Source organism: Pantoea sp. ICBG 828, from assembly GCF_002928355.1.
GTDB lineage: Bacteria > Pseudomonadota > Gammaproteobacteria > Enterobacterales > Enterobacteriaceae > Pantoea > Pantoea dispersa.
This window is the reverse complement of record NZ_POWN01000007.1, coordinates 215,255-236,394: the sequence shown is the minus strand read 5'-3', so window position 1 is coordinate 236,394 and position 21,140 is coordinate 215,255. Positions and strand designations below refer to the sequence as shown.

16 protein-coding genes are annotated in these 21,140 nt (G+C 58.0%); 9 read left to right on the top strand and 7 right to left on the bottom strand.

The window, feature by feature from the left end; translation table 11 throughout:
- Window positions 1–5: 5 nt before the first annotated feature.
- A complete protein-coding gene (locus tag C1Y43_RS18145) occupies window positions 6–1,904 on the bottom strand; it encodes a flagellin (protein WP_158251389.1) in 1,899 nt (632 codons plus the stop codon).
- A gap of 1,204 nt (window positions 1,905–3,108) precedes the next feature.
- Between C1Y43_RS18145 and C1Y43_RS18140 the strand changes: the two genes are divergently transcribed.
- Genes C1Y43_RS18140 through C1Y43_RS18130 form a run of 3 tightly spaced genes read left to right on the top strand, consistent with a single transcriptional unit; the run spans window position 3,109 to window position 6,402 of the window.
- Window positions 3,109–4,086: a glycosyltransferase family 2 protein gene (locus C1Y43_RS18140; protein WP_021507264.1), complete on the top strand. Its 978-nt coding sequence runs from the start codon at window positions 3,109–3,111 to the stop codon at window positions 4,084–4,086.
- A 16-nt stretch (window positions 4,087–4,102) separates the two neighbouring features.
- Entirely contained in the window at window positions 4,103–5,410 is a 1,308-nt protein-coding gene (locus tag C1Y43_RS18135) for an oligosaccharide flippase family protein (protein ID WP_021507263.1), read from the top strand.
- Complete coding sequence (locus C1Y43_RS18130; protein ID WP_021507262.1) at window positions 5,407–6,402, top strand: glycosyltransferase family A protein; 996 nt, start codon at window positions 5,407–5,409, stop codon at window positions 6,400–6,402. Before C1Y43_RS18135 ends, C1Y43_RS18130 begins: the two co-directional genes overlap by 4 nt.
- 166 nt (window positions 6,403–6,568) lie before the next feature.
- On the opposite strand, the gene C1Y43_RS23685 is transcribed toward C1Y43_RS18130, so the two are convergent.
- Window positions 6,569–6,814 carry a hypothetical protein gene (locus tag C1Y43_RS23685; RefSeq protein ID WP_146068670.1) on the bottom strand — a complete coding sequence of 82 codons (246 nt, stop codon included), beginning with the start codon at window positions 6,812–6,814 and terminating at the stop codon, window positions 6,569–6,571.
- On the opposite strand from C1Y43_RS23685, the gene C1Y43_RS18125 reads away from it, so the two are divergent.
- Window positions 6,802–8,091, top strand: a complete 1,290-nt coding sequence (locus C1Y43_RS18125) for an HAAAP family serine/threonine permease (RefSeq protein ID WP_021507261.1) — start codon at window positions 6,802–6,804, stop codon at window positions 8,089–8,091. The genes C1Y43_RS23685 and C1Y43_RS18125 overlap by 13 nt on opposite strands.
- 99 nt (window positions 8,092–8,190) lie before the next feature.
- On the opposite strand, the gene C1Y43_RS18120 is transcribed toward C1Y43_RS18125, so the two are convergent.
- The 3 genes from C1Y43_RS18120 to dbpA form a co-directional block, all read right to left on the bottom strand.
- Window positions 8,191–9,747, bottom strand: coding sequence for a methyl-accepting chemotaxis protein (locus C1Y43_RS18120; protein WP_031279667.1), 1,557 nt, complete (start codon window positions 9,745–9,747; stop codon window positions 8,191–8,193).
- A gap of 762 nt (window positions 9,748–10,509) precedes the next feature.
- Entirely contained in the window at window positions 10,510–11,472 is a 963-nt protein-coding gene (locus C1Y43_RS18115) for a chemotaxis protein (protein WP_021507259.1), read from the bottom strand.
- Between the two features lie 141 nt (window positions 11,473–11,613).
- The gene (gene dbpA, locus C1Y43_RS18110; RefSeq protein WP_088516207.1) at window positions 11,614–12,993 is read right to left on the bottom strand and encodes an ATP-dependent RNA helicase DbpA; all 1,380 of its coding nucleotides are present in this window, start codon (window positions 12,991–12,993) and stop codon (window positions 11,614–11,616) included.
- Between the two features lie 391 nt (window positions 12,994–13,384).
- Here dbpA and C1Y43_RS18105 point away from each other — a divergent pair, with 391 nt between their 5' ends.
- The gene (locus C1Y43_RS18105; protein WP_010618157.1) at window positions 13,385–13,582 is read left to right on the top strand and encodes a hypothetical protein; all 198 of its coding nucleotides are present in this window, start codon (window positions 13,385–13,387) and stop codon (window positions 13,580–13,582) included.
- Between the two features lie 109 nt (window positions 13,583–13,691).
- On the opposite strand, the gene C1Y43_RS18100 is transcribed toward C1Y43_RS18105, so the two are convergent.
- Both C1Y43_RS18100 and C1Y43_RS18095 read right to left on the bottom strand, forming a co-directional pair.
- Entirely contained in the window at window positions 13,692–15,053 is a 1,362-nt protein-coding gene (locus C1Y43_RS18100) for an amidohydrolase family protein (protein ID WP_104189143.1), read from the bottom strand.
- Window positions 15,054–15,142: 89 nt separating this feature from the next.
- Window positions 15,143–16,003 carry a LysR family transcriptional regulator gene (locus C1Y43_RS18095; RefSeq protein ID WP_058757998.1) on the bottom strand — a complete coding sequence of 287 codons (861 nt, stop codon included), beginning with the start codon at window positions 16,001–16,003 and terminating at the stop codon, window positions 15,143–15,145.
- Window positions 16,004–16,090: 87 nt separating this feature from the next.
- Here C1Y43_RS18095 and C1Y43_RS18090 point away from each other — a divergent pair, with 87 nt between their 5' ends.
- The 4 genes from C1Y43_RS18090 (at window position 16,091) to lldD (ending at window position 21,112) form a co-directional block, all read left to right on the top strand.
- On the top strand, window positions 16,091–17,263 hold the full coding sequence (locus C1Y43_RS18090) for a cyanate transporter (RefSeq protein ID WP_104189141.1): 1,173 nt from the start codon (window positions 16,091–16,093) through the stop codon (window positions 17,261–17,263).
- Between the two features lie 227 nt (window positions 17,264–17,490).
- Window positions 17,491–19,140, top strand: coding sequence for an L-lactate permease (lldP, locus tag C1Y43_RS18085; protein ID WP_104189139.1), 1,650 nt, complete (start codon window positions 17,491–17,493; stop codon window positions 19,138–19,140).
- On the top strand, window positions 19,137–19,922 hold the full coding sequence (gene lldR / locus C1Y43_RS18080) for a transcriptional regulator LldR (protein ID WP_104189137.1): 786 nt from the start codon (window positions 19,137–19,139) through the stop codon (window positions 19,920–19,922). Before lldP ends, lldR begins: the two co-directional genes overlap by 4 nt.
- On the top strand, window positions 19,922–21,112 hold the full coding sequence (lldD, locus tag C1Y43_RS18075) for an FMN-dependent L-lactate dehydrogenase LldD (RefSeq protein WP_021507252.1): 1,191 nt from the start codon (window positions 19,922–19,924) through the stop codon (window positions 21,110–21,112). Before lldR ends, lldD begins: the two co-directional genes overlap by 1 nt.
- The last annotated feature ends 28 nt before the right edge of the window (window positions 21,113–21,140 follow it).

Below are 21,140 nucleotides of genomic sequence, written 5' to 3'. Positions count from 1 at the left end.
CTTTATCAGGCGTTCAGTAACTTCAGCACCTGCTGCGGCAGCTGATTAGCCTGCGCCAGCAGGGCGCTGCTGGCCTGCTGCAGAATTTGCTGACGCGACAGGCTGGAGACTTCCGTAGCGTAATCCGCATCCTCAATACGGGAGCGCGATGCCGCAATCGCGGCGGTGGCGTTGCCCTGCAGCGTTTGCGCCGAGAGCAACCGGTTAGCAACGGCGCCCAGGCGGGTACGCTGACTGTCGATTTGCCCGATGGCGCGATCCAGCGTGGCGAGCGGATCGTCCGGATGCTTCAGGCGGATCTCTGAACCGGTCTCGGCCACGCGCAGCGTCGTAAAGTTGGTGGAGGCATCCGTCACTGACGACAAAGCCGCCTGGAAGTAAATCTGCACGTCACCCACGCCCTGCAGGGTTTTCAGCATCAGGTTGCCGCTGCTGTCACTGCGGACGAAGGTGGCGGTTTTATCCAGATTGCCGTTCGGCACATCCATGTAGTAATTGCCGTCGGCGTCGAGTTTCAGCACATCATTACTGCTGTTGCCATCGACATCGGTATAGCGCACATCCACATTGGCCGGATCGAGCGTGATGTAAGAGGTGCCGGTCACGCTGTTTACCGCACTGAAGCTATTAATGCTGCTGGCGCTGGTCGCGACGATGCTCAGGGCATTACTGGTGCCATCCGAGGTCGCGCTGACGGCGGCGTTATAATACTGGTAGTTACCACCGCCGTTATCCACTTCCATTACATACTGCCCGCCGCTGGTGCGCAGCAGACGGCCATTGCTCACCGCGTTGCCGCTGGCATCGCTGAAGCTAAGGCTGGCGGTGCTGGTGTCGATCGCCGGCGTGTCGGTCACCGTGGTCGGCAGGGTCGCGAAATCACTGTCGGTTTTGGCGGCACCGCCGGTCATGCGTGCCGTTACCGCGCCGCTGCTGCCAAAGCTGAGCGTGGCCGGATACCAGCTGTTGTTCTGCTCAATATAATACTGGCCATTATCCTGCGTTAACGTGGCTGCGGGCGTGGTGCTCAGCGCGCTGCCGCTGCTGTCCTGAAAATTAACCGCCGGGATGGTGCGCGACGCAATGCTGCTGACGTTGCTGTACAGCGGCGCCGGATTGCTGCGGCTAATCGAGACGTTACCGGCAGCCGTGGCGGTGTCCCAGCGCGCACTGACGGCGGCCAGATAATAGACCGGCTTGCCGTCGGCGTCGCTGCTCTGCACGTACTGGCGGTTATCACCACTGCTGCGCACCAGCTGCGGTGAGCCGCTGGCGGGCACATAATTCACGGTAATCGCCGGGTTGCTGAACGCCATATTGGTGGCGAGGCCGGTGAGGGTGGTGACATTGGTCACTTTGCCGCTGATGCCGCTGATCACCAAATCCTTAAGTCCCAGCGCCTCCACGCTGAAGCCGGGTGCCGACAGGTCGAGACTGATTTTCTCGTTGTCATTAGCGCCCACCTGGAATCCCAGCTTACCGGCGCTGCCATCCAGCAGCCTGATGCCGTTAAAGCTGCTGCTGGTGTTGAGCCGGTCAATCTCTTTCAGATTGAGGTTAATCTCCGCCTGAATGGCGTCTGAGTCGCTCTGCGAATTGGTGCTGTTTAATCCCTGAACCGCCAGCTGGCGAATCCGCTGCAGGCGGTTATTGATCTCATCCAGCGCGCTTTCCGCGGTTTCGACCAGTGACAGGCCGTCACCGGTATTACGCTGCGCCACCGCCAGGCCGTTCTGCTGGCTGCTAAAACGGTTACCAATCGCCTGACCTGCCGCATCGTCACGCGCGCTGGTGATGCGCATACCCGACGATAAATGGCGGATCGCATCGCCCAGCGCCGCGCCACTTCTGGCAGATTGCTTGCTGGCGTTGAGGGCGGACAGATTGGTTTGCAGGCTGATCATTTCCGGGCTCACTGATAAATACACTGATAGCGTTATCGGCATTTACCGGCTTTCTTTATAAAAATATTTGGCCTAAGTCACGTCAGCGAAGCGCTGATTGTTAAAATAAGCAGCATGAAATCGCGCTAAGTTGAGTTTGTGCTGCGGTAAGGATCTGTATTTTTTCGCACGGCGCTAATTTATAGAGGCAGCGCTTGACGACTACTAAAAATAGCAGGTCAGCAGAATGAATAAAGATTATTACTGCTTAAGCGGGACGGCGAGGGCGTAACCCATTGCGATAACAACCGCTTAGGATGCTACTGGACTTATCCGCCGGTTTCCCTGCTCTTATTCCTGGTCAGCAGCGCGCGCCGCCCTTATCAATCGCCGCGGTTGCGCTTTATCCATGCTAATCAGTCAGCTCGAAATAAGGTGGCGGGGCGGGTGAGTAAATTCCGTTTTGGTCTGGAAGGCATTGACCTTATAACTGCGCCTGGTAAGAATGCGGTAAAAGTTTTGAATCAGATCGCAATTTTTGGCCTTGTGCCATTTGCAGTCCGGCTGCGATAGCCGGACTGAATTAACGCCACTTGTACCTCGCGCCGCGCAACACACATCGCGGTGTAATAAAAGTGCAGGGCATACAGCAAATATCGTTAATGTCGTGACGCTCGTTGGGAAGGCCCGTCGAAAGATGCACCTTTTCAACCACGGTCGGCAGTTCCCATTCTCCTGATGCGGCAAAAAATAGCTGGAGAGGTAGCGCCGATCAGGATAACGAATAAAACCTCTATCTGATAAATGTTTTACCCGGCAGCAACGCAATAAATACGTTGCTGTGCAGGAAGCGTTGGGGCTAACTGGCTGATAAATCACTGAACTCTGCGGAGTGCAGCGCCCCTTCTTTACGCCTGAAAATGCACCAAAGAGAATTTCAGCACGCTGGTCGCTGTAAGCCAGGGGCGGTAGCCTGCGGTTTTTACCCTTTAAATCGCCAGATAAACCTGACCTGAATATATAGCGAAATTCTTATCTGGCGCCAGCAAAAAAAAGACGTATTCCGGCGGTCATATTTTGCTGAGGAAACTCTGAAAACAGCGGCGTATTAATGTTAAGCCGCATGAAAGCATGGGCCGTTAAACGTTAAGTATTAACGGTTCAGTATCGATTTTTATTTTGTCACGGCGGGTTCAACCCCCAATAAATTATGTTTTGAGGTCATATGCAAACTCCCGTTAACGACGTGCTGATTAGCGTCATTGTGCCGGTGTATAACGCCGCAGCTTATCTGGAAAGATGCATCGACAGCCTGTTGCAACAGGATGAGGTTCGCTTTGAGGCCATTTTTATTAATGACGGCTCCAGCGATGACTCGCTGGCGATCCTGCAGCGTTACGCCGGTTATCCGCAGTTTCACCTTATCAGCCAGGCCAACGCGGGCGTCTCGGCGGCGCGCAACCGGGGCATTCGCGCCTCGCGCGGCCGGCTGCTGTGTTTTTTAGACGCCGATGACTTTCTGCCGCCCCAGGCCTTCTCGACGTATGTGCGGCTGATGAGTGATGAAACGGCGATGGTGGTGGGCGAGTCACAACACTTCAACCCGGACGGCGCACCGCTGGATTTTCCCGCCAACCGTGAACAGGCGCACGCGCTGCCGGTGTCGGCGGCGATTAACGATCTGCTCTATTACCATCCGCGCCACGGTATCTGCGACAAGGTGTTTCGCGGTGATGTCATTCGTCAGCACCGGCTGCGGTTCAACGAAGAGATTGCCAATTTCGAAGACCTGCTGTTTGTCATGAATTACCTGCATCTGCAGCAGGATCGCCAGGTAGTGATGACGCAGCGGGTGGTTTATCACTATGTCAAATCCACGCACTCCGCCACGCGTTCGGCGCTGCGGGAAAAACATTTCTCTTTTGCCCGCTCGTTCAGCGGCATGAAAGCATTTTTATCGAGCCAGCATTATCGCTGTTATTACCACCTTTATTTAAAAGTCACGGCGTCTTACATCCACAAAGGGCTGCACAGCGACAGCCTGAGCCGTGCCTTTATTGATGAATACATCACGCTCTATCGCCGCAGTTTCCGCAGCTGGTGCTCTGCCGGACCGCTACTTAATCCGTGGAGCCTGTATTTTGCGCTGTTTTTCATTAGCCCGCGCCTGGTTTCACGGCTGCGCCGGCTGGCAGAGAAATAATCGCACCGGAGGCGTTGTGAAAGACAAATTAAAAAACTCCATGTGGATGATTGCCGAAAAGCTGATTGCGGTATTCGGCCTGATCTTTGTCACCTCCTACGTGGCGAAATACGTCGGGCCCACCACCTTCGGCATTATCTCCATCGCCATGCTGGTATTTCAGTTTATTCAGACCATCGCACTGATGGGCAGCGATGTGATTTTGCTAAAACGCATCGCGCAGAATCATCACTCCGGCCTGCGCCTGATGATGGCGACCTTCCTGCTGGTGCTGGTGCTGTATTGCGTGCTGTCGATTGTCGGCATGGCGATTATGGAAGAGGAGTGGAGCGCCGACGCGCTGGTCTTTATCTGCGCGGCAGCCATTGCCTGCCTGTTCTCATCCATTGACCTGGTCAATATTTACAACGAAGCGAGGCTCAACGCGCGTCTCAATGTAATTGCCAACGTCATTGGCCTGACGATCAGCCTGACGGTGCGCTTTCTGATCTCCTATTACCAGCTGGAACCGGCCTGGCTGGCGATTCCGATTGTGCTCGCCACCTTTATTCCTTTCACCATCAAGTTAACGCTGTTTCTGCTGTATGAGCGGCGTGCACCGCTTCCGGCGCTGCGCCACGTGAAAAAGTATTCGCGCTACATGCTGGTGTCCGGCATGTCGCTGATCTTCTCTGCGATTGCCGTTGCGCTCTATACCCGCGTGAATCAAATCAGCGTCTCTTATTTTCTCGGCGTGAAAGAGGCGGGCATTTTTTCCGTGGCGCTGACGTTGTCGACCGCCTGGGTATTTTTACCCAGCGCGCTGCTGGCGTCGTTTTATCCGGCATTTTTTGCCGAGCGGAATGACCAGCAGGCGATCGTCAAAGCGCAGAAACTGCATCTGCTGGTGATTGGCGTTTCCGCTGCGGTAATTGTGGCGATCTGGCTGCTGTCGGGCTGGTTTATTCGTGACTTCTACGGTGAGCAATATCTTGATGCGGTCGCGCCGACGTTATTACTCAGCCTCGGTGCGATGTGCGCGGTGCTGAGCAGCGTCATGGATCGTTTCATCATTAAATATAACGGCTATCGCTATCTGGTGAAAAAAACCTTCGCGGTATTAGTGATTTGCGTGCTGTCGTCGCTGCTGCTGGTGCCACATTTCGGTTTAACCGGTGCCGCCATGAGCGTGGTATTAACCGAGTTTTTATCCTTCTCCCTGCTGAATTACTTTTTCCCGGCACAGCCGGTCATGCGTATTCATCTGATCTTTTTCAACCCCAGGAAACTATGGCAGCTCTTTAGCACTATCAAAACCTCAGACAGTAAAGAGAGTTTATCATGAATGAAAAAACGCTATTTAGTATTATCATTCCCGTTTATAACGCGCAAAACACTATCCGGCGTACGCTGCAAAGCGTATTAAATCAAACCTTCAGTAGCTATGAAATAATTGTTGTCAACGATGGCAGTCGCGATAACAGTGCCCGGATTTTGCAGGAGTTTGCTCACTATCCGCAGGTTACGGTGCTTAATCAAATTAACGCAGGCGTCAGTGCGGCACGCAATAGCGGGCTGCAGCAGGCCAGCGGGGAATATGTCCTGTTTCTCGATGCGGATGACTGGGTTGACGATAACTTCCTGATGAGTTTCAAACTCAATCTCAATGCCTGGCCGGCCGAATCGGTGGACTTAATGGTTGGCAATCTCAACGACAACCGTATCGGCAAAGTCTCGCAGGCGGGATTCTTCAGCCAGCAGGATATTCCTTACGTGCTGGGCGAGCTGGAGATGAGTGACAACATTGGCTATCTGCATAATAAATGTTATCGCCGCCAGATTATTGACGATCTTCATCTGCGCTTCATGGAAGGCGTCTCGATGAGTGAGGACCTGCTGTTTAACCTGAAGTTTTTCAGCTGCGTCAGTAATTTTCTCATTACCCCAGGCGCGGCTTATCATTATGAGGATGTGGCGGGATCGCTGTCGAAACGTAAAGTGCAGTACAGCGAACTGAAAGTGCGTAAACAGTCGCTTACCGATTTGTACGATTCGATTGTGGAAAAGTACGCGTCGGGTAATCTCGACCATTTTTTAAAAGCAATCTCGAAACGCGTGCTGGCACTGGATATGCAGATTGTCACCGCTATGTATCACGCCTCGTTTTCACCTGCCGATATTGCGCAGGAAATTAATCAAATCAAGCGCGGAAAATATTCTAAAGGTATTTTTACGCTGCTGAATAAAAATGAAAAACTGAAGTACATGATTATGAATTTGAATACTATCACAGCGTACTATTTCCTTTATGCCCTCTACAGAATGCGGGCATTCTGATTTTCAATTCTCCCGGCGTTATCCTCTGGCGAAGTACAGCATTGCCCGAGGCTAGCTGCCGGGGGAGTTTCCTCCTGAGCGCTCTGCTGCTGGCAACATCCCCGCACTTCATTCTCCCGCTCACGTCCACTTCGCGCTGTGTCTTGCACTCCTGACGCTTCTCAGGTCAAATAGCGCCCCAGGCAATCGATTGCGTGCGTGTTTCGTGCGTTATTGTTGCTTTTATCGCCATTTCGCGCATTTTTACCGCCTTTGTGATGCATGTCTTGCGTTGCTGCAATCCACGCCGGGCAAAAACGGGTAGCATAGGCGCGTTTTGTGAAGCGACCGCACGCTGCAGGCCGCCGCGAATTTTTAGCCGTCGTTCCGGCTGCATTTGAGACAATTTTGGAGAGACAGATGGATAACTCACAAACCGGTACCCTCGGTACGGTGGAGGCGGCAGCAACCGGCTGGCGCAAGAGTGATACGGTGTGGATGCTGGGCCTGTACGGCACCGCGATTGGCGCAGGGGTGCTGTTTCTGCCGATTAACGCCGGCGCGGGTGGGCTGATTCCGTTACTCATCATGGCGATTCTCGCCTTCCCGATGACCTTCTTTGCGCACCGTGCGCTGACGCGCTTTGTGCTCTCCGGCAAAAATCCCGGTGCGGATATCACGGACGTAGTGGAAGAGCATTTCGGTGTCGGCGCCGGTAAGATCATCACGCTGCTCTACTTCTTTGCCATCTACCCGATCCTGCTGATGTATAGCGTGGCAATCACCAATACCGTGGACAGCTTTATTGTGCACCAGCTCGGGCTGGTATCGCCGCCGCGTGCGCTGCTGTCGCTGATTTTGATTGCTGGCATGATGACGGTGGTGCGCTTCGGCGAGCAGATGATTGTCAAAGCGATGAGCGTGCTGGTGTTTCCGTTTGTGGCGGTGCTGATGCTGCTGGCTGCGTATCTGGTGCCGCACTGGCACGGCGCGGCGCTGGAGACCTTATCGTTTGCGCAAAGCGGCAGCGACAGCAGTATCTGGATGACGCTGTGGCTGGCGATTCCGGTGATGGTGTTCTCCTTCAACCATTCGCCGATTATCTCGTCTTTTGCCGTGGCGAAACGCGCCGAGTACGGCGCCGGCGCGGAGAAAAAGTGTTCACGCATTCTGGCCAGCGCCCATCTGATGATGGTGGTGACCGTGATGTTCTTTGTGTTCAGCTGCGTGCTGAGCCTGTCGCCCGCCGATTTACAGGCAGCAAAGGCGCAGAACATCACCATTCTGTCCTATCTGGCGAACCACTTTAACGTGCCGATGATTGCCTGGATGGGGCCGATTGTCGCCATCGTGGCGATCACCAAATCGTTCCTCGGCCACTATCTGGGCGCGCGTGAAGGCTTTAACGGCATGGTAGCGAAGTCGCTGCGCAGCCGCGGTAAAACCATCACGCCGCAGAAAATGAATCGCCTGACCACGCTGTTTATGCTGCTGACCACCTGGCTGGTTGCCACTCTGAACCCGAGCATTCTCGGCATGATTGAGACGCTGGGCGGGCCGGTGATTGCGATGATTCTGTTCCTGATGCCGATGTACGCTATTCATAAAGTCCCGGCGATGCGCCAGTACAGCGGCAAAATCAGTAACCTGTTTGTGGTGCTGGTGGGGATTCTGGCGATTTCATCCATCGCTTATTCGCTGATGAATTAACAGCAGGACGCGGTGCGCCGGACCCGATGCGCACCGCCAAGACAACGCCTGCGACACTGAACGGCCCCGTCTGACGCATGCAGATCGGGGCTGTTTGTTTTAAACCGCAGCGGTTTTAAACACGCTCATCGACTGCGCCAGACGATCGGCCTGCTCCTGCAGCGCCTGAGACGCAGCGGACGCTTCCTGCACCAGCGCGGCGTTCTGCTGCGTCACCGCTTCCATCTGCGTAATGGCCTGATTGATTTCACTGATGCCGCTGCTCTGTTCGCTGCTGGCGATGGTGATTTCGCTCATGATCTCCGCCACGCTGCTTACGCTATTGACGACCTCACCAATGGTCGAACCGGCGTGCGTCACCAGACGGCTGCCTTCATCCACCTTCGCCACTGAGTCTTCAATCAGCACTTTGATCTCTTTCGCCGCGGAGGCAGAACGCTGCGCCAGGTTACGCACTTCGGTGGCGACGACGGCAAATCCGCGACCCTGTTCACCGGCGCGCGCCGCTTCGACCGCCGCGTTGAGCGACAGGATGTTGGTCTGGAAGGCGATAGAGTCGATCACGCTGATGATGTCGACAATCTTCTTCGAGGAGAGGGCAATCGCCTCCATCTTCACAATCACCTGCTCCATCACTTCACCGCCTTCTTTGGCGACGCCGGAGGTTTTCGCCACCAGCGAGTTGGCTTCGCGCGCATTGTCGGCGTTGTGCTTCACGGTAGCGGTCATCTGCTCCATCGCGGAGGCCGTCTCTTCCAGCGAGCTGGCCTGCTGTTCAGTGCGTGAAGAGAGATCGATGTTGCCGCTGGAGATCTGGTTGGACGCCACGGCGATGGTGTCGGATCCGGCGCGTACGTCGGAAACAATGGTCAGCAGGTTATCGTTCATCGCCTGCAGAGCCTGCATCAGCGCGCCCGTTTCATCTTTGCTGCGTATTTCAATGCGCGAGCTGAGATCGCCGGCAGCCACTTTGCTGGCGATGGTCACCGCTTCATTCAGTGGATGCACAATCGAACGGGTCAGCAGCCAGCCCATCACCACGGCAGCGAGAATGGCGAGCGCGGAGAACACCAGCGTGACTTCAATCGCCGTGGTGCCATCGTCGATAATGCCGGCACCTTCCTGCTGGAGCTGCGAGGACTGGGAATCAGCAAACGCCACCGCCAGGTCGAGGTAGGCATTCTGCACGGCGGTAATTTTTTTCAGCACGTAGTAGCTGGCGTCATCGGCTTTACCGGCCCGCACCAGATCCAGCACCTCATTTTTCTGCTGTTCAAACTGCTGACTGGCAGCCTGCAGGCTGGCAATTTTCTTCTTGCCCACGGCGGTAATCTGAATCGCTTCGATCTTCTTCATCGCCGCGTTGGTGCGGGCGGTGGCGTCTGCCAGTTGCTGAAAGCGCTGCACGTTGAACTGTGGTCGGGTGGTATCGATGACGATGCCGCGCAGGTATTTGATCTGATCGTTGACGCCATCGCGCACGTCAAAGCCGAGGCGCACTTTTACATAGCGATCTTCCACAATCGAGGTAATGCCGCTCTTGATGTTGTTAATCTTCATGATTGAGGTAATACCAATCACCACCAGTAGTGCCACCACTAAACCAAAGGCGATGCCCAGGCGGACGCCGACCTTCATATTCTTTAAGCTCAACATTGGATCTCCCCGCAATGCCAGAATGCTGTTGTATTAAAACGGAAACGCAGACGACGGGTCTGCAATATGTCGGTGATGTATAAAGGAAAGATTTTTTGCCATTGCGACGAGACGGGTCTGGCGCCACCAGCGCAGGCGCTAAAGTTATCGGTTGCTAATGTTTTAACTTTAATTTTTTAGGGATTTGTCACAAAACGGTTAAGAGGGCTTAAGGTTGATTAATCACTGGTCGTAATTAGGTGGCATCACGGCCTATGTCGGTGCGCAAAATTGCGCACCCTACAAAAACGCGCAGAGGCGGCAGGGTCACCATTGATGGTGACCTGAGACGCGCAACTGAAAGGCATCGCGCAATAAATTGCGCCGCTACCACCCGTGCGGTTATCAGCGGCATCACATGGAAGGAATATCAGTTACCCGTGCGGTTATCAGCGGCATCTTATGAAAGGAATATCTGCATGATAAGTCGCGCCATCATGATTCATTGCGGATGGGATATCTGCATTATCCCGTCGCACAAACCGTAGCGGCGCGATTCATCGCGCATTTCATTTAACGCACCGTGGCGGAATGCGCAATAAACTGCCCTCTGCAAAAAAACACGCAGAGACCCTGTAGGGTCACCATTCATGGTGACCTCAGACGATTAATAGATCAGTAAGACAGGATAAATACGCCGTTACGGTAATGCTGCTGAAGGCAGGCGAGCGGGCACAAAAAAGGCGCGAACATCGCGCCTGAGGGGATAATCGGGGCAAGCGCTTAGCGCTTCTTCTCCAGCACGCGATAAATCACGCTGGAAAGCTCGTTGATTTCAAACTTAGCGACGTAACCGTCAGCGCCCACTTTGCGCACGTGATCTTCGTTGGCGCTGCCGGAAAGCGAAGAGTGAATCACCACCGGAATCTGCCGCAGCGCGTCGTCGCGCTTGATGTTGCGCGTCAGGGTAAAGCCGTCCATCTCCGGCATTTCGAGGTCGGTCAGCACCAGCGCGATTTTGTCGTGAATCGACTCACCGTTAGCCTGCGCTTCTTTCTGCATCTCGCTGATTTTAATCCACGCTTCAAGCCCGGTATTGTGCATGATGGCCGGAATGCCCATGCTTTTCAGCCCCTGTTCCAGCAGCTGACGCGCCACTTTGGAGTCTTCAGCAACAATCGCTACCTGGCCGGGTTTAAGGTTGAAATTCTTCGCCGTCTCTTCGCTCGGCTCAACACCACGCACCGACGGAATGATGTCATACAGAATCTGCTCGACGTCGAGCACCAATGCCAGATTGTTGCTCTGACCGTCGGTGTCCAGACAGGCGATGCTGGTGATGTTACGGCTGCCGATGCCCGCTTCCGCCGTGTGCACCTGATTCCAGTCGAGACGCACAATGTTCTCCACCGATTCCACAGCAAATGCCTGGGTGCTGCGCGCGTATTCGGTCACCAGCAGCAGGTTGAGGCCGGTTTCCGGTTTGCAGCCAGTTACTGCCGGCAGGTCGATCACCGGAATAAACTGGCCGCGAATACTGGCCATGCCGAGCAGCGGTGAATTCATGCCGGCGGCGCGGGTAATCGTCGGCATCGGCACAATTTCACGCAGTTTAAATACGTTGATGCCGTACAGCTCAGACTTGCCTTTCAGCCGATCGGAACCCAGCCGGAACAGCAGCAGTTCGAACTTGTTAGAAAGCGCAAGGTTAGCGCGTTCATCGATCTCTTTCTGAAAATTATCCATTGTGGCCTCGGGGCAGAATCTGGGCGGAGTAAAGGGCAGGGCAATAGCGCCATGATTAACTTATCGGCAGCGGGGGAAAAAAATGAAGGGAAGGGCGATGAAAATTTAGCGTAAGGGCGATCGCCCTCACGCTCACGACAGTTACTTCAGCAGAATCGCGCGCACGCTTTTGCCTTTGATCTTGCCCTCTTTCAGCTTGATCAGCGCTTTCTTCGCCTGCGCGGCGTCGATGGCGACATACGCATGGGTCGGGGTGAGATCGATTTTACCGATCTGATCGCCGCTGAAACCGGCTTCACCGGTCAGGGCACCCAGAATATCGCCGGGACGCATCTTGGCTTTGCGCCCACCGTCAATGCAAAGCGTCATCATTGCCGCCGGCAGCGGCTGTGCGCCTTTGCCTTTCAGCGTGCTGGCCGGCTGCCAGTTGAGCTTCTGCTGCAGGTAATCTTCCAGCGCATGAGCGCGCACCATTTCGTCGGCCGCCACAAAGCTGACCGCCAGCCCCTGTTCGCCGGCGCGGCCGGTACGGCCAATACGGTGGATGTGCACTTCCGGATCCCACGCCAGCTGGAAGTTAACCACCAGCGCCAGCGATTTAATGTCGAGGCCGCGCGCGGCGACGTCGGTGGCGATCAGCACGCGGATGCTGCCGTTGGCAAAGCGAATCAGCACGCGTTCGCGATCGCGCTGTTCCAGATCGCCGTGCAGCGCCAGCGCGCTGATCTGGCGATCGTTGAGCGCGGCCGCAATCTCATCGCATTCCCGTTTGGTGTTACAGAACACCACGCAGGAAGCCGGTTGCTGCTGGCTGAGCAGGGCGCTGAGCAGGTTGATACGCTCGCTGGCGCTGGTTTCAATAAACTGCTGCTCAATCGCCGGCAGTTCCGACTTCGCTTCGGTCGCTACCGCCAGCGCATCGCGCTGGAAGCGCTGACTCAGGCTGGCAATGGTATCGGGCCAGGTGGCGGAGAACAGCAGCGTCTGACGCGAATCCGGCGTAAAGCCAATGATGGCTTCCATATCGTCGCGGAAACCCATCTCCAGCATGCGATCGGCTTCGTCCAGCACCAGGCTCTGCAACTGACTTAAATCGAGATTGTCACGCTTGAGATGATCGAGGATGCGCCCCGGCGTGCCGACCACAATATGCGGCGCATGCACCAGCGAATCGCGCTGCGCGCTCATTGGCTGGCCGCCGCACAGCGTCAGGATCTTGATGTTGCGGGTGAAGCGCGCCAGCTGACGCAGCACGTTGCTGACCTGGTCGGCCAGTTCACGCGTCGGGCACAGCACCAGCGCCTGGGTATGAAAACGCCCGCTGTCGATGCGGTTCAGCACGCCAATACCGAAGGCGGCGGTTTTGCCGCTGCCGGTTTGCGCCTGCGCCCGCACATCGCGTCCGCTAAGGATGGCCGGCAGGGAAGCGGCCTGAATCGGCGTCATGGCGTCGAAGCCCATCTCGCGCAGGTTGTCGAGCTGGCTGGCAGGCAGTTGCGTCAGGGTAGAAAAAGCAGTCACAGGAGCATCTCAGGTAGTAGCAGGAATAGCGGCGGCCAGTCTGGCAGAAAGGCGGCCTATCGGCAACGGCAATTGCGGTAATAATAACGTTGTGAAATTAGTCAGTCGTTGCGCTTTGTCAGGTCAATGATGAGGTGCAACTATCGCAAAGTTTTAATGAATGTTCCGAATTTCACACCAGGCAGCACGAACGGTAAAAACGCTTTTTCGAGGGAAAAAATGATATTAGCGGCAGGTAAGCGGCAATATCGCCGCATGTTACGGCTATTTTCAGTAAGATTTCGCTTATATGTTACCTGTTACGCGGAAAATCTGAGTAAAAATCCTAACCGCTTTGCTTTATATTTAGCGCGCCATTTGGCAATTAATAATTACTTCAGAGGTCACCTCATTGAGTCACTATGTCCAGGGACAAAACGAAGACGTTCTGAAAATCGTCGGCCGCGCCGTGCTAACGCTGCATCTGCATGGAGAGACGTTATCCTCCGATAAAGTCAGCTCCATGATTGCCTGTTATGCGGAAGAAGAGCCTGTTAATGACGATGAGCACCAGCGCCTGTATGCGCTGGCGATTCAGATGTTGTCTTAAATCCAGCATTATCATCGGGCTTGCCGCGCCGGTGTCACCTTCCAAAGCCTCCTGCGGGAGGCTTTTTTCTGGCCGGGTCTGGCGTGCTGGTGCTGGCTGCGATGCGCCTTCAGGCGCTGAATACCGGCGTGCCGCGCTGGAACGTAGCGCGCACCGGCGCAATGCGCGCCACGGCTTCCGCCGAGCAGCTGGCGTCGACCAGCATCATACTGGCTTCATCCTGCAGCTGTGGCCACTGGCGCGCACCGCTGTTGGCAAGCGGCAGAATGCCGCCGGTGGCGATATGCAGCGCGCGGCTCAGGCCAAACTCATCCGATCCGCGATACAGCTGGGCATACAGATTGGCTTTCTCCAGCATGCTGCCGGTACCGAACGGCGACCAGTGATCGATCACGCTGTCGGTGCCGGTCATCACTGTCACGCCCGCTGCCTGCAGCTGCGGCAATGGCATCGTCAGCTTGCCAATCGGAATCGTTGACGCCACGCTCATCTGCTGTTCGGCCATGCCGGCGATAATCTCATCCAGCGCCTTACCTTCCAGCGTGGCGAGCGCGAAACCGTGGCTCAGCGTCACTTTGCCTTTCAGCTGTGGATTACGGGCGATGGTGGCGATCATGTACTGAATGGCTGCCACGCCGGCGGCGCTGGTCTCATGCAGATGAATGTCCACGCCGCGATCGTAATCGAGCGCGATGCGGAACATCGCATCAAGTGAAGCCTGCATGGCACCATCCACGTTAGTGGGATCCAGCCCACCGACATACTGCACGCCGAGCTGCATCGCCTCGCGCATCAGACCATCGACCTGAGAATGCAGCAAACCATGCTGCGGAAAGGCGACGATCTCACAGCGAAACGCCGGATGGTTGGCCAGCGCCAGCTGCAGATGTTCGAGACTTTTCAGGCCACTGACTGGATCGATGTTGCAGTGGCTGCGCGCTTCGGTGCTGCCTTTACTTTGCAGCAGGCCAATCAGCGCTTCGGCGCGCGCCTGCGAGGTTGGCAGCAGCTGGGGAATCAGCACCTGCTCGCGCGCAATCATATCCATGATGGTCTTGCCCTGCCGCGGGCGCGGTGCCTGCCACGGTCCGCCGTAGAAGGTTTTATCCAGATGGATGTGCATGTCCCGCGTGCGCGGTAACAGCAGCGCACCGCCGGCATCCCACTGCGGCAGGGCAGGCTGGCGCGCCTGGCCGGCGGCGCTAATGGCGCTGAACTTGCCTTCTTTAATGGTGATGTCGTACAGCGCAGTGCGGGTGGCGACTATCTCCGCGCCGTCGCGCTCAAATCCCTCTTCGAGGCGCACATTCAGCAGCTGATAGTGCGCCACGGCAGGCGGCGGGGTGGACGAGACCGGTGGTGTGTCGGGACGGGCGGCGCTGCTCATGCCAGCCATCATCAGGCTGCCTGCGGCAGTAAGGCGCACGCCGTGGCTGAGGAAATCACGGCGGCTGGAAGCGGTCAGAGGCATCGGAAACTCCAGGCAAAAGGAAAAAACCTAATCTGGCAAAACCGACGCCGCCGCGCTGCGATATTTCCCACTGCCAGGCAGTGGAAAAATCACTGCCACTGTAGCTGGCAGAATTGCACCAGCGCAGCGGCCAGCGCCTGTTGCAGCGCATCCTGCGGCTTACGGCAGAACAGCGCCAGCTCAAAATGGCTGATCACCGGTAAACCCTCAGCGCTGCCCAGCACGCGGTGACCGGGCAGGCGGCAGCTGGCGGGCAGCAGCGTCAGGCCGAGACCAGCGGCGCTGGCGCTGGCGAGGGCCACGAGACTGGCGCTGCTGTAGCTGATGCGCCAGCTGCGGCCGAGCGCATCCAGTGTCTGACACATATCTTCGCGATACAGCCCCTGCTGCGGAAACACCACCAGCGGCAGCGGCGTCTGGTCAAAGCAGGGATGTTCAGCACTGTCCAGCCACAGCAGCGGCTCGGGCCGGGCGGCCAGCGGGCGATCGCCGCCCGGCTGCTTGATCAGCATCAGATCCAGCTCTTCGCGCTGCCATGCGCGATGCAGATCGACGTACATGCCGCTCATCACGTCAAGACGCAGCTGTGGATGCTGTCGGCTGAATCCGGCCAGCAGGCTGGCGGTCGGGGCGGCAAAATCCTCCGGCACGCCAATGCGCACAATGCCGTCGCGCCACTTATCGCTCAGCACATCGTGCGCTTCGCCGTTAAGGGCGATGATGCGCCGCGCGTAGCCGAGCAATTTTTCTCCCTCTTCGGTCAGCGCCACCTGATGTGAGGTGCGCTGTAACAGCGCTTTACCCACCATCTCTTCCAGCCGCCGCACCTGCTGACTGACCGTCGACTGCGACAGGTGCACACGCTCGGCAGCGCGGGTAAAGCTGGCGGTCTCGCACACCGCCACAAAGCTTAATAGCTGCTGCGGCGTAAACATTGGCTGACGATTCATTTATCCACTGCCCATCATGGTGTTATTTCATTTCCAAATAGTACTGTCTGCTGCGATGCTGACAACCTTTTCACAGCAGGATGGGTTATGAACCGACATGCCAATACGTTAACGCTGGCTGCGCTGGTGCTGGCCGGGCTGAACATGCGCCCGCTGCTGACCTCGGTCAGTCCGCTGCTGGGCCAGCTGCGCCACAGCCTGCATCTGTCAGGGCTGGCCGCCTCGCTGCTGCCGGCGGTGCCGATGGTGATGATGGGCGCGGTGGCGCTGTTCAGCGCCAGGCTGATGCAGCGCGTGGCCTTAAAGCCCTTACTGCTGGCCGGGTTGACGCTATTGCTGCTGGCACTGGCGGCGCGCGGCGTGATCGACAGCGGCAGCGGGCTGGTGCTCAGCGCGCTGTTTGCCGGCATCGGCGTCGGCGTGGTGCAGATGGCGATGCCGGGACTGATTCGACAGCGTTTTAGCCGGCGCAGCGCGGCGGTCACCGGGCTGTGGGCGGGCGCGCTGATGGGCGGCGGTGGACTGGGCGCGGCGCTGTCGCCGTGGCTCAGCGCGCAGCTTGGCGTACCGCTGGCGCTCAGCGGCTGGGTGCTGCCAGTGCTGCTGGCTATCCTGCTGTGGCTACGGGTGCGCGTGCCTGCCGCGCCGGATGCCGCGCAGGTAACGCTGCCGCCGCTGTGGCGTAAGCCGCGCGCCTGGTCGCTGGCGCTGAGCTTTGGCCTGGTCAACGGCGGCTATGCCACCTGTGTTGCCTGGCTGCCGGATGCGTATCACCGGCTGGGCTGGTCGGCGCAGGCCGGCGGCTCGCTGCTGGGCGTGATGATTCTGAGCCAGGTTGCCGGCGCGCTGCTGATGCCGCTGCTGGCGCGCGGTGCCGATCGCCGTCCGCAGCTGATTGTCAGTCTGCTGTGTCAGCTGGCCGGAATGAGCGGGTTTCTTTTTGCGCCGCTGCTGGCGCCGTGGCTGTGGGCCGCTATCGCCGGCTTCGGTCTCGGTGCCGCGTTCCCGCTGGCGATGGTGCTGGCGCTCGATCATCTGCCGCAGCCGCAGGCAGGCGCGCGGCTGGTGGCCTTCATGCAGGGCGCAGGATTCATCATCGCCGGCTGCATGCCGTTTATTGCCGGTCAGTTGCAGGTGCTCACCCACAGCTTTGCCAGCGTCTGGCTGATGCAGGGCATCGTGACGCTGGGGTTGATCGGACTCAATCTGCGTTTTCATCCGCGCAGCTATGCGCGCGCCTTTGGTGCGGCAGCGCGCTGATTGGTCCTACCAATGTTATATAAATGTAGCCACATGGTCACATAACACGAAAAATCACGCCTGCCGCGTTGCTTTGGGTTAACAATGCATTAACTATCTGGAGCCAGAAAGCCCGTCAGCCGCAATGTGGTCCTACCAATTGTGGTGCGGAACCGGGCAACAATCTGCGGCGCACGCCTGCTTTTGCCGATGCGCCGCATCCCTCTGGTGACCTCTGGAGAAACGGCATGCAGGTGTGGCAACAAAACTACGATCCGCTCAACAATTTGTGGCTATCCAGCCTGGTGGCGGTGATCCCGATTGTTTTTTTCTTCTTCGCGCTGATTAAGCTCAAGCTGAAGGGCTATCAGGCCGGTACGATCACCGTGGTGCTGGCGCTGCTGGTGGCGCTGCTGCTGTACGGCATGCCGGTGCCCCAGGCGCTGGCGTCGGTGGCGTATGGTTTTTTATACGGCCTGTGGCCGATTGCCTGCATCATCGTGGCGGCGGTGTTTGTCTACAAGATCTCGGTGAAAACCGGCCAGTTCGATATCATTCGCGCCTCGATTCTCTCCATCACGCCAGACCAGCGTTTGCAGATGCTGATCGTCGGCTTCTCGTTTGGCGCGTTTTTAGAGGGCGCGGCAGGCTTTGGGGCACCGGTGGCGATCACCGCCGCACTGCTGGTCGGGCTGGGCTTTAATCCGCTCTATGCCGCCGGCCTGTGCCTGATCGTCAATACCGCGCCGGTGGCATTCGGCGCGATGGGGATTCCGATCATCGTCGCCGGTCAGGTCACCGGGCTGGACAGCTTCCAGATTGGCCAGATGGCGGGACGCCAGCTGCCGTTTCTCACCCTCATCGTGCTGTTCTGGATCATGGCGATCATGGATGGCTGGCGCGGCATCAAAGAGACCTGGCCGGCGGTGATGGTGGCCGGCGGCTCGTTTGCCATCGCCCAGTACCTCAGCTCTAACTTCCTTGGCCCGGAGCTGCCGGACATCATTTCGTCGCTGGCTTCGCTGATCTGCCTGACGCTGTTTCTGCGCCGCTGGCAGCCGGTGCGCATCTTCCGCTTTAAAGAGCCCGCGCCAGAGGCTGCGCCCTCAGGGACGCAACGCTACACGCTGGGGCAGATTGTGCGTGCCTGGATGCCGTTCCTGTTCCTTACCGCGACCGTAACGCTGTGGAGTATTCCGCCGTTTAAAGCGCTGTTCGCTAAAGGCGGCGCGCTGTATGACTGGGTGTTTAGCGTGCCAGTGCCGCTGCTGCACGAGCTGGTGGCACGCATGCCGCCGGTAGTGAGCGCAGCAACGCCGTATGCGGCGCTGTTCAAATTTGACGTGGTCTCCGCCACCGGCACTGCGATTCTGCTGGCGGCGGTGATTTCGGTGATTTTCCTGCGTATGAAGCCGGCGGCGGCGCTGCGCACCTTTGGCGAAACCCTGAAGGAACTGGCGCTGCCGATCTATTCCATCGGCATGGTGCTGGCCTTTGCGTTCATCTCAAACTACTCCGGGCTGTCGGCCACGCTGGCCCTGGCGCTGGCGCACACCGGCCAGGCCTTCACCTTCTTCTCGCCGTTCCTCGGCTGGCTGGGCGTCTTTCTGACCGGCTCCGATACCTCTTCCAACGCGCTGTTCGCCGCGCTGCAGGCGACCACCGCACAGCAGATTGGAGTGTCGGATGTGCTGCTGGTGGCCGCCAATACCACCGGTGGCGTCACCGGTAAAATGATTTCGCCGCAGTCGATCGCCATCGCCTGCGCCGCCGTGGGGCTGGTGGGGCGCGAGTCCGATCTGTTCCGGTTTACCGTTAAACACAGCCTGATTTTTACCTGTATGGTCGGCGTGATCACCACGCTGCAGGCGTATGTCTTTACCTGGATGATTCCATGACTGAACCCACACCGCGGCTGGCGGATACGCTGCGCGCGCGTCTTGGCGCCTGGATTGAAGAGCATCAGCTGAAACCCGGCATGCGTTTACCCTCGGAGCGTGCGCTGGCCGCCCGCTTCGGCGCGTCGCGCTCGTCGGTGCGTGAGGCCATCCAGCAGCTGATCAGCAGCGGTGTGCTGATCAGTAAACGCGGCGGCGGCACCTGGCTGTGCGAGCCGCAGGAGCCGTGGTCAGAACAGCGCATCGTCGAGCCGATTCGTCAGTTGCTGGCCGCCGATCCTGACTACCGCTGGGATATTCTTGAGGCGCGCCACGCGATTGAGGCCAGCACCGCCTGGCACGCCGCGCAGCGCGCCACCGAGGCGGATAAAGAGCGGCTGCGCTATGCCTTTGACGCGCTGATACAAATGAACGACTGCGACGATCCCGAACTGGCCGCGCAGGCGGATCTGCGCTTCCACCTCGCCATTGCCGAAGCCTCGCATAATCTGGTGCTGCTGCAGACCATGCGCGGATTTTTCGATCTGCTGCAATCCTCCGTGCTGCACAGCCGCCAGCGTATGTACACCCAGCCGGTGATTTTCAACCAGCTCAACGCCCAGCATCAGGCTATGTTCGACGCGGTGATGGCGGGCGACGCCGACGCGGCGCGCCAGGCGGCGATGGATCACCTCGGCTTTGTTCACACCACCATGAAAACGCTGCATGAAGACGAAGCGCGCCAGGCCCGCATCACGCGGCTACCGGGCGCCACGCAGGCTACCCGTAAGGAAGACAATTGATGATTATTTCTGCTGCCAGTGACTATCGCGCCGCGGCGCAACGTATCCTGCCGCCATTCCTGTTTCACTATCTGGACGGCGGGGCCTACGCAGAACATACCCTGAAGCGCAACGTGGCCGATCTCTCTGACGTGGCGCTGCGTCAGCGCGTGCTGAAAAACATGGCTGAGCTGAGCCTGGAAACGCGGCTGTTCAATGAAACGCTGTCGATGCCGGTGGCGCTGGCGCCGGTCGGCCTGTGCGGCATGTACGCGCGACGCGGTGAAGTGCAGGCGGCGCGCGCAGCAGCGAATCGCGGTATTCCATTTACCCTGTCGACGGTGTCGCTGTGCCCGATAGAAGAGGTGGCACCGGCGATTAACCGTCCGATGTGGTTTCAGCTGTATGTGCTGCGCGATCGCGGCTTTATGCGCAACGCGCTGGAGCGGGCCAAAGCGGCAGGCTGCTCGACGCTGGTGTTCACCGTCGATATGCCGACGCCGGGCGCGCGCTACCGCGATGCGCACTCCGGCATGAGCGGCCCGCATGCCTCGCTGCGCCGTTACTGGCAGGCGGTCACCCATCCGCAGTGGGCATGGGACGTCGGGCTGCACGGGCGTCCGCACGATCTCGGCAATATCTCAACGTACCTCGGTAATCCTACCGGACTGGAAGATTATATCGGCTGGCTGGCCAACAATTTCGACCCGTCGATCTCGTGGCAGGATCTGGAGTGGATTCGCGAATTCTGGGAAGGGCCGATGGTGATCAAAGGCATTCTCGACCCGGAAGATGCGCGCGATGCGGTGCGATTTGGCGCCGATGGCATCGTAGTCTCCAACCACGGCGGACGTCAGCTGGATGGCGTGCTGTCGTCGGCGCGCGCGCTGCCGGCCATCGCCGACGCGGTAAAGGGCGACATCACCATTCTGGCCGACAGCGGTATTCGTAACGGGCTGGATGTGGTGCGCATGATCGCGCTGGGGGCTGACAGCGTGCTGCTGGGACGCGCGTTCATCTATGCGCTGGCGACGCACGGCCAGCGCGGCGTGGAGAATCTGCTGAGTCTGGTTGAGAAAGAGATGAGGGTGGCGATGACGCTGACCGGCGCGAAAACCATTGCGGACATCACCCAGGATTCGCTGGTGCAGGCGAATGCGCTGCTGAGCGAAGCCGGACTCAGCCCGGCGCGCCCGCACGCGGTGCGCTAAGCCAGGCAAAGCGCCGGCTCTTGTCTAT

Coding starts and splice junctions, on each gene's coding strand:
- C1Y43_RS18145 (WP_158251389.1), bottom strand. CDS start 1,904: ATGATCAGCCTGCAAACCAATCTGTCCGCCCTCAACGCCAGCAAGCAA.
- C1Y43_RS18140 (WP_021507264.1), top strand. CDS start 3,109: ATGCAAACTCCCGTTAACGACGTGCTGATTAGCGTCATTGTGCCGGTG.
- C1Y43_RS18130 (WP_021507262.1), top strand. CDS start 5,407: ATGAATGAAAAAACGCTATTTAGTATTATCATTCCCGTTTATAACGCG.
- C1Y43_RS18125 (WP_021507261.1), top strand. CDS start 6,802: ATGGATAACTCACAAACCGGTACCCTCGGTACGGTGGAGGCGGCAGCA.
- C1Y43_RS18120 (WP_031279667.1), bottom strand. CDS start 9,747: ATGTTGAGCTTAAAGAATATGAAGGTCGGCGTCCGCCTGGGCATCGCC.
- C1Y43_RS18115 (WP_021507259.1), bottom strand. CDS start 11,472: ATGGATAATTTTCAGAAAGAGATCGATGAACGCGCTAACCTTGCGCTT.
- C1Y43_RS18100 (WP_104189143.1), bottom strand. CDS start 15,053: ATGCCTCTGACCGCTTCCAGCCGCCGTGATTTCCTCAGCCACGGCGTG.
- C1Y43_RS18095 (WP_058757998.1), bottom strand. CDS start 16,003: ATGAATCGTCAGCCAATGTTTACGCCGCAGCAGCTATTAAGCTTTGTG.
- C1Y43_RS18090 (WP_104189141.1), top strand. CDS start 16,091: ATGAACCGACATGCCAATACGTTAACGCTGGCTGCGCTGGTGCTGGCC.
- lldP (WP_104189139.1), top strand. CDS start 17,491: ATGCAGGTGTGGCAACAAAACTACGATCCGCTCAACAATTTGTGGCTA.
- lldR (WP_104189137.1), top strand. CDS start 19,137: ATGACTGAACCCACACCGCGGCTGGCGGATACGCTGCGCGCGCGTCTT.
- lldD (WP_021507252.1), top strand. CDS start 19,922: ATGATTATTTCTGCTGCCAGTGACTATCGCGCCGCGGCGCAACGTATC.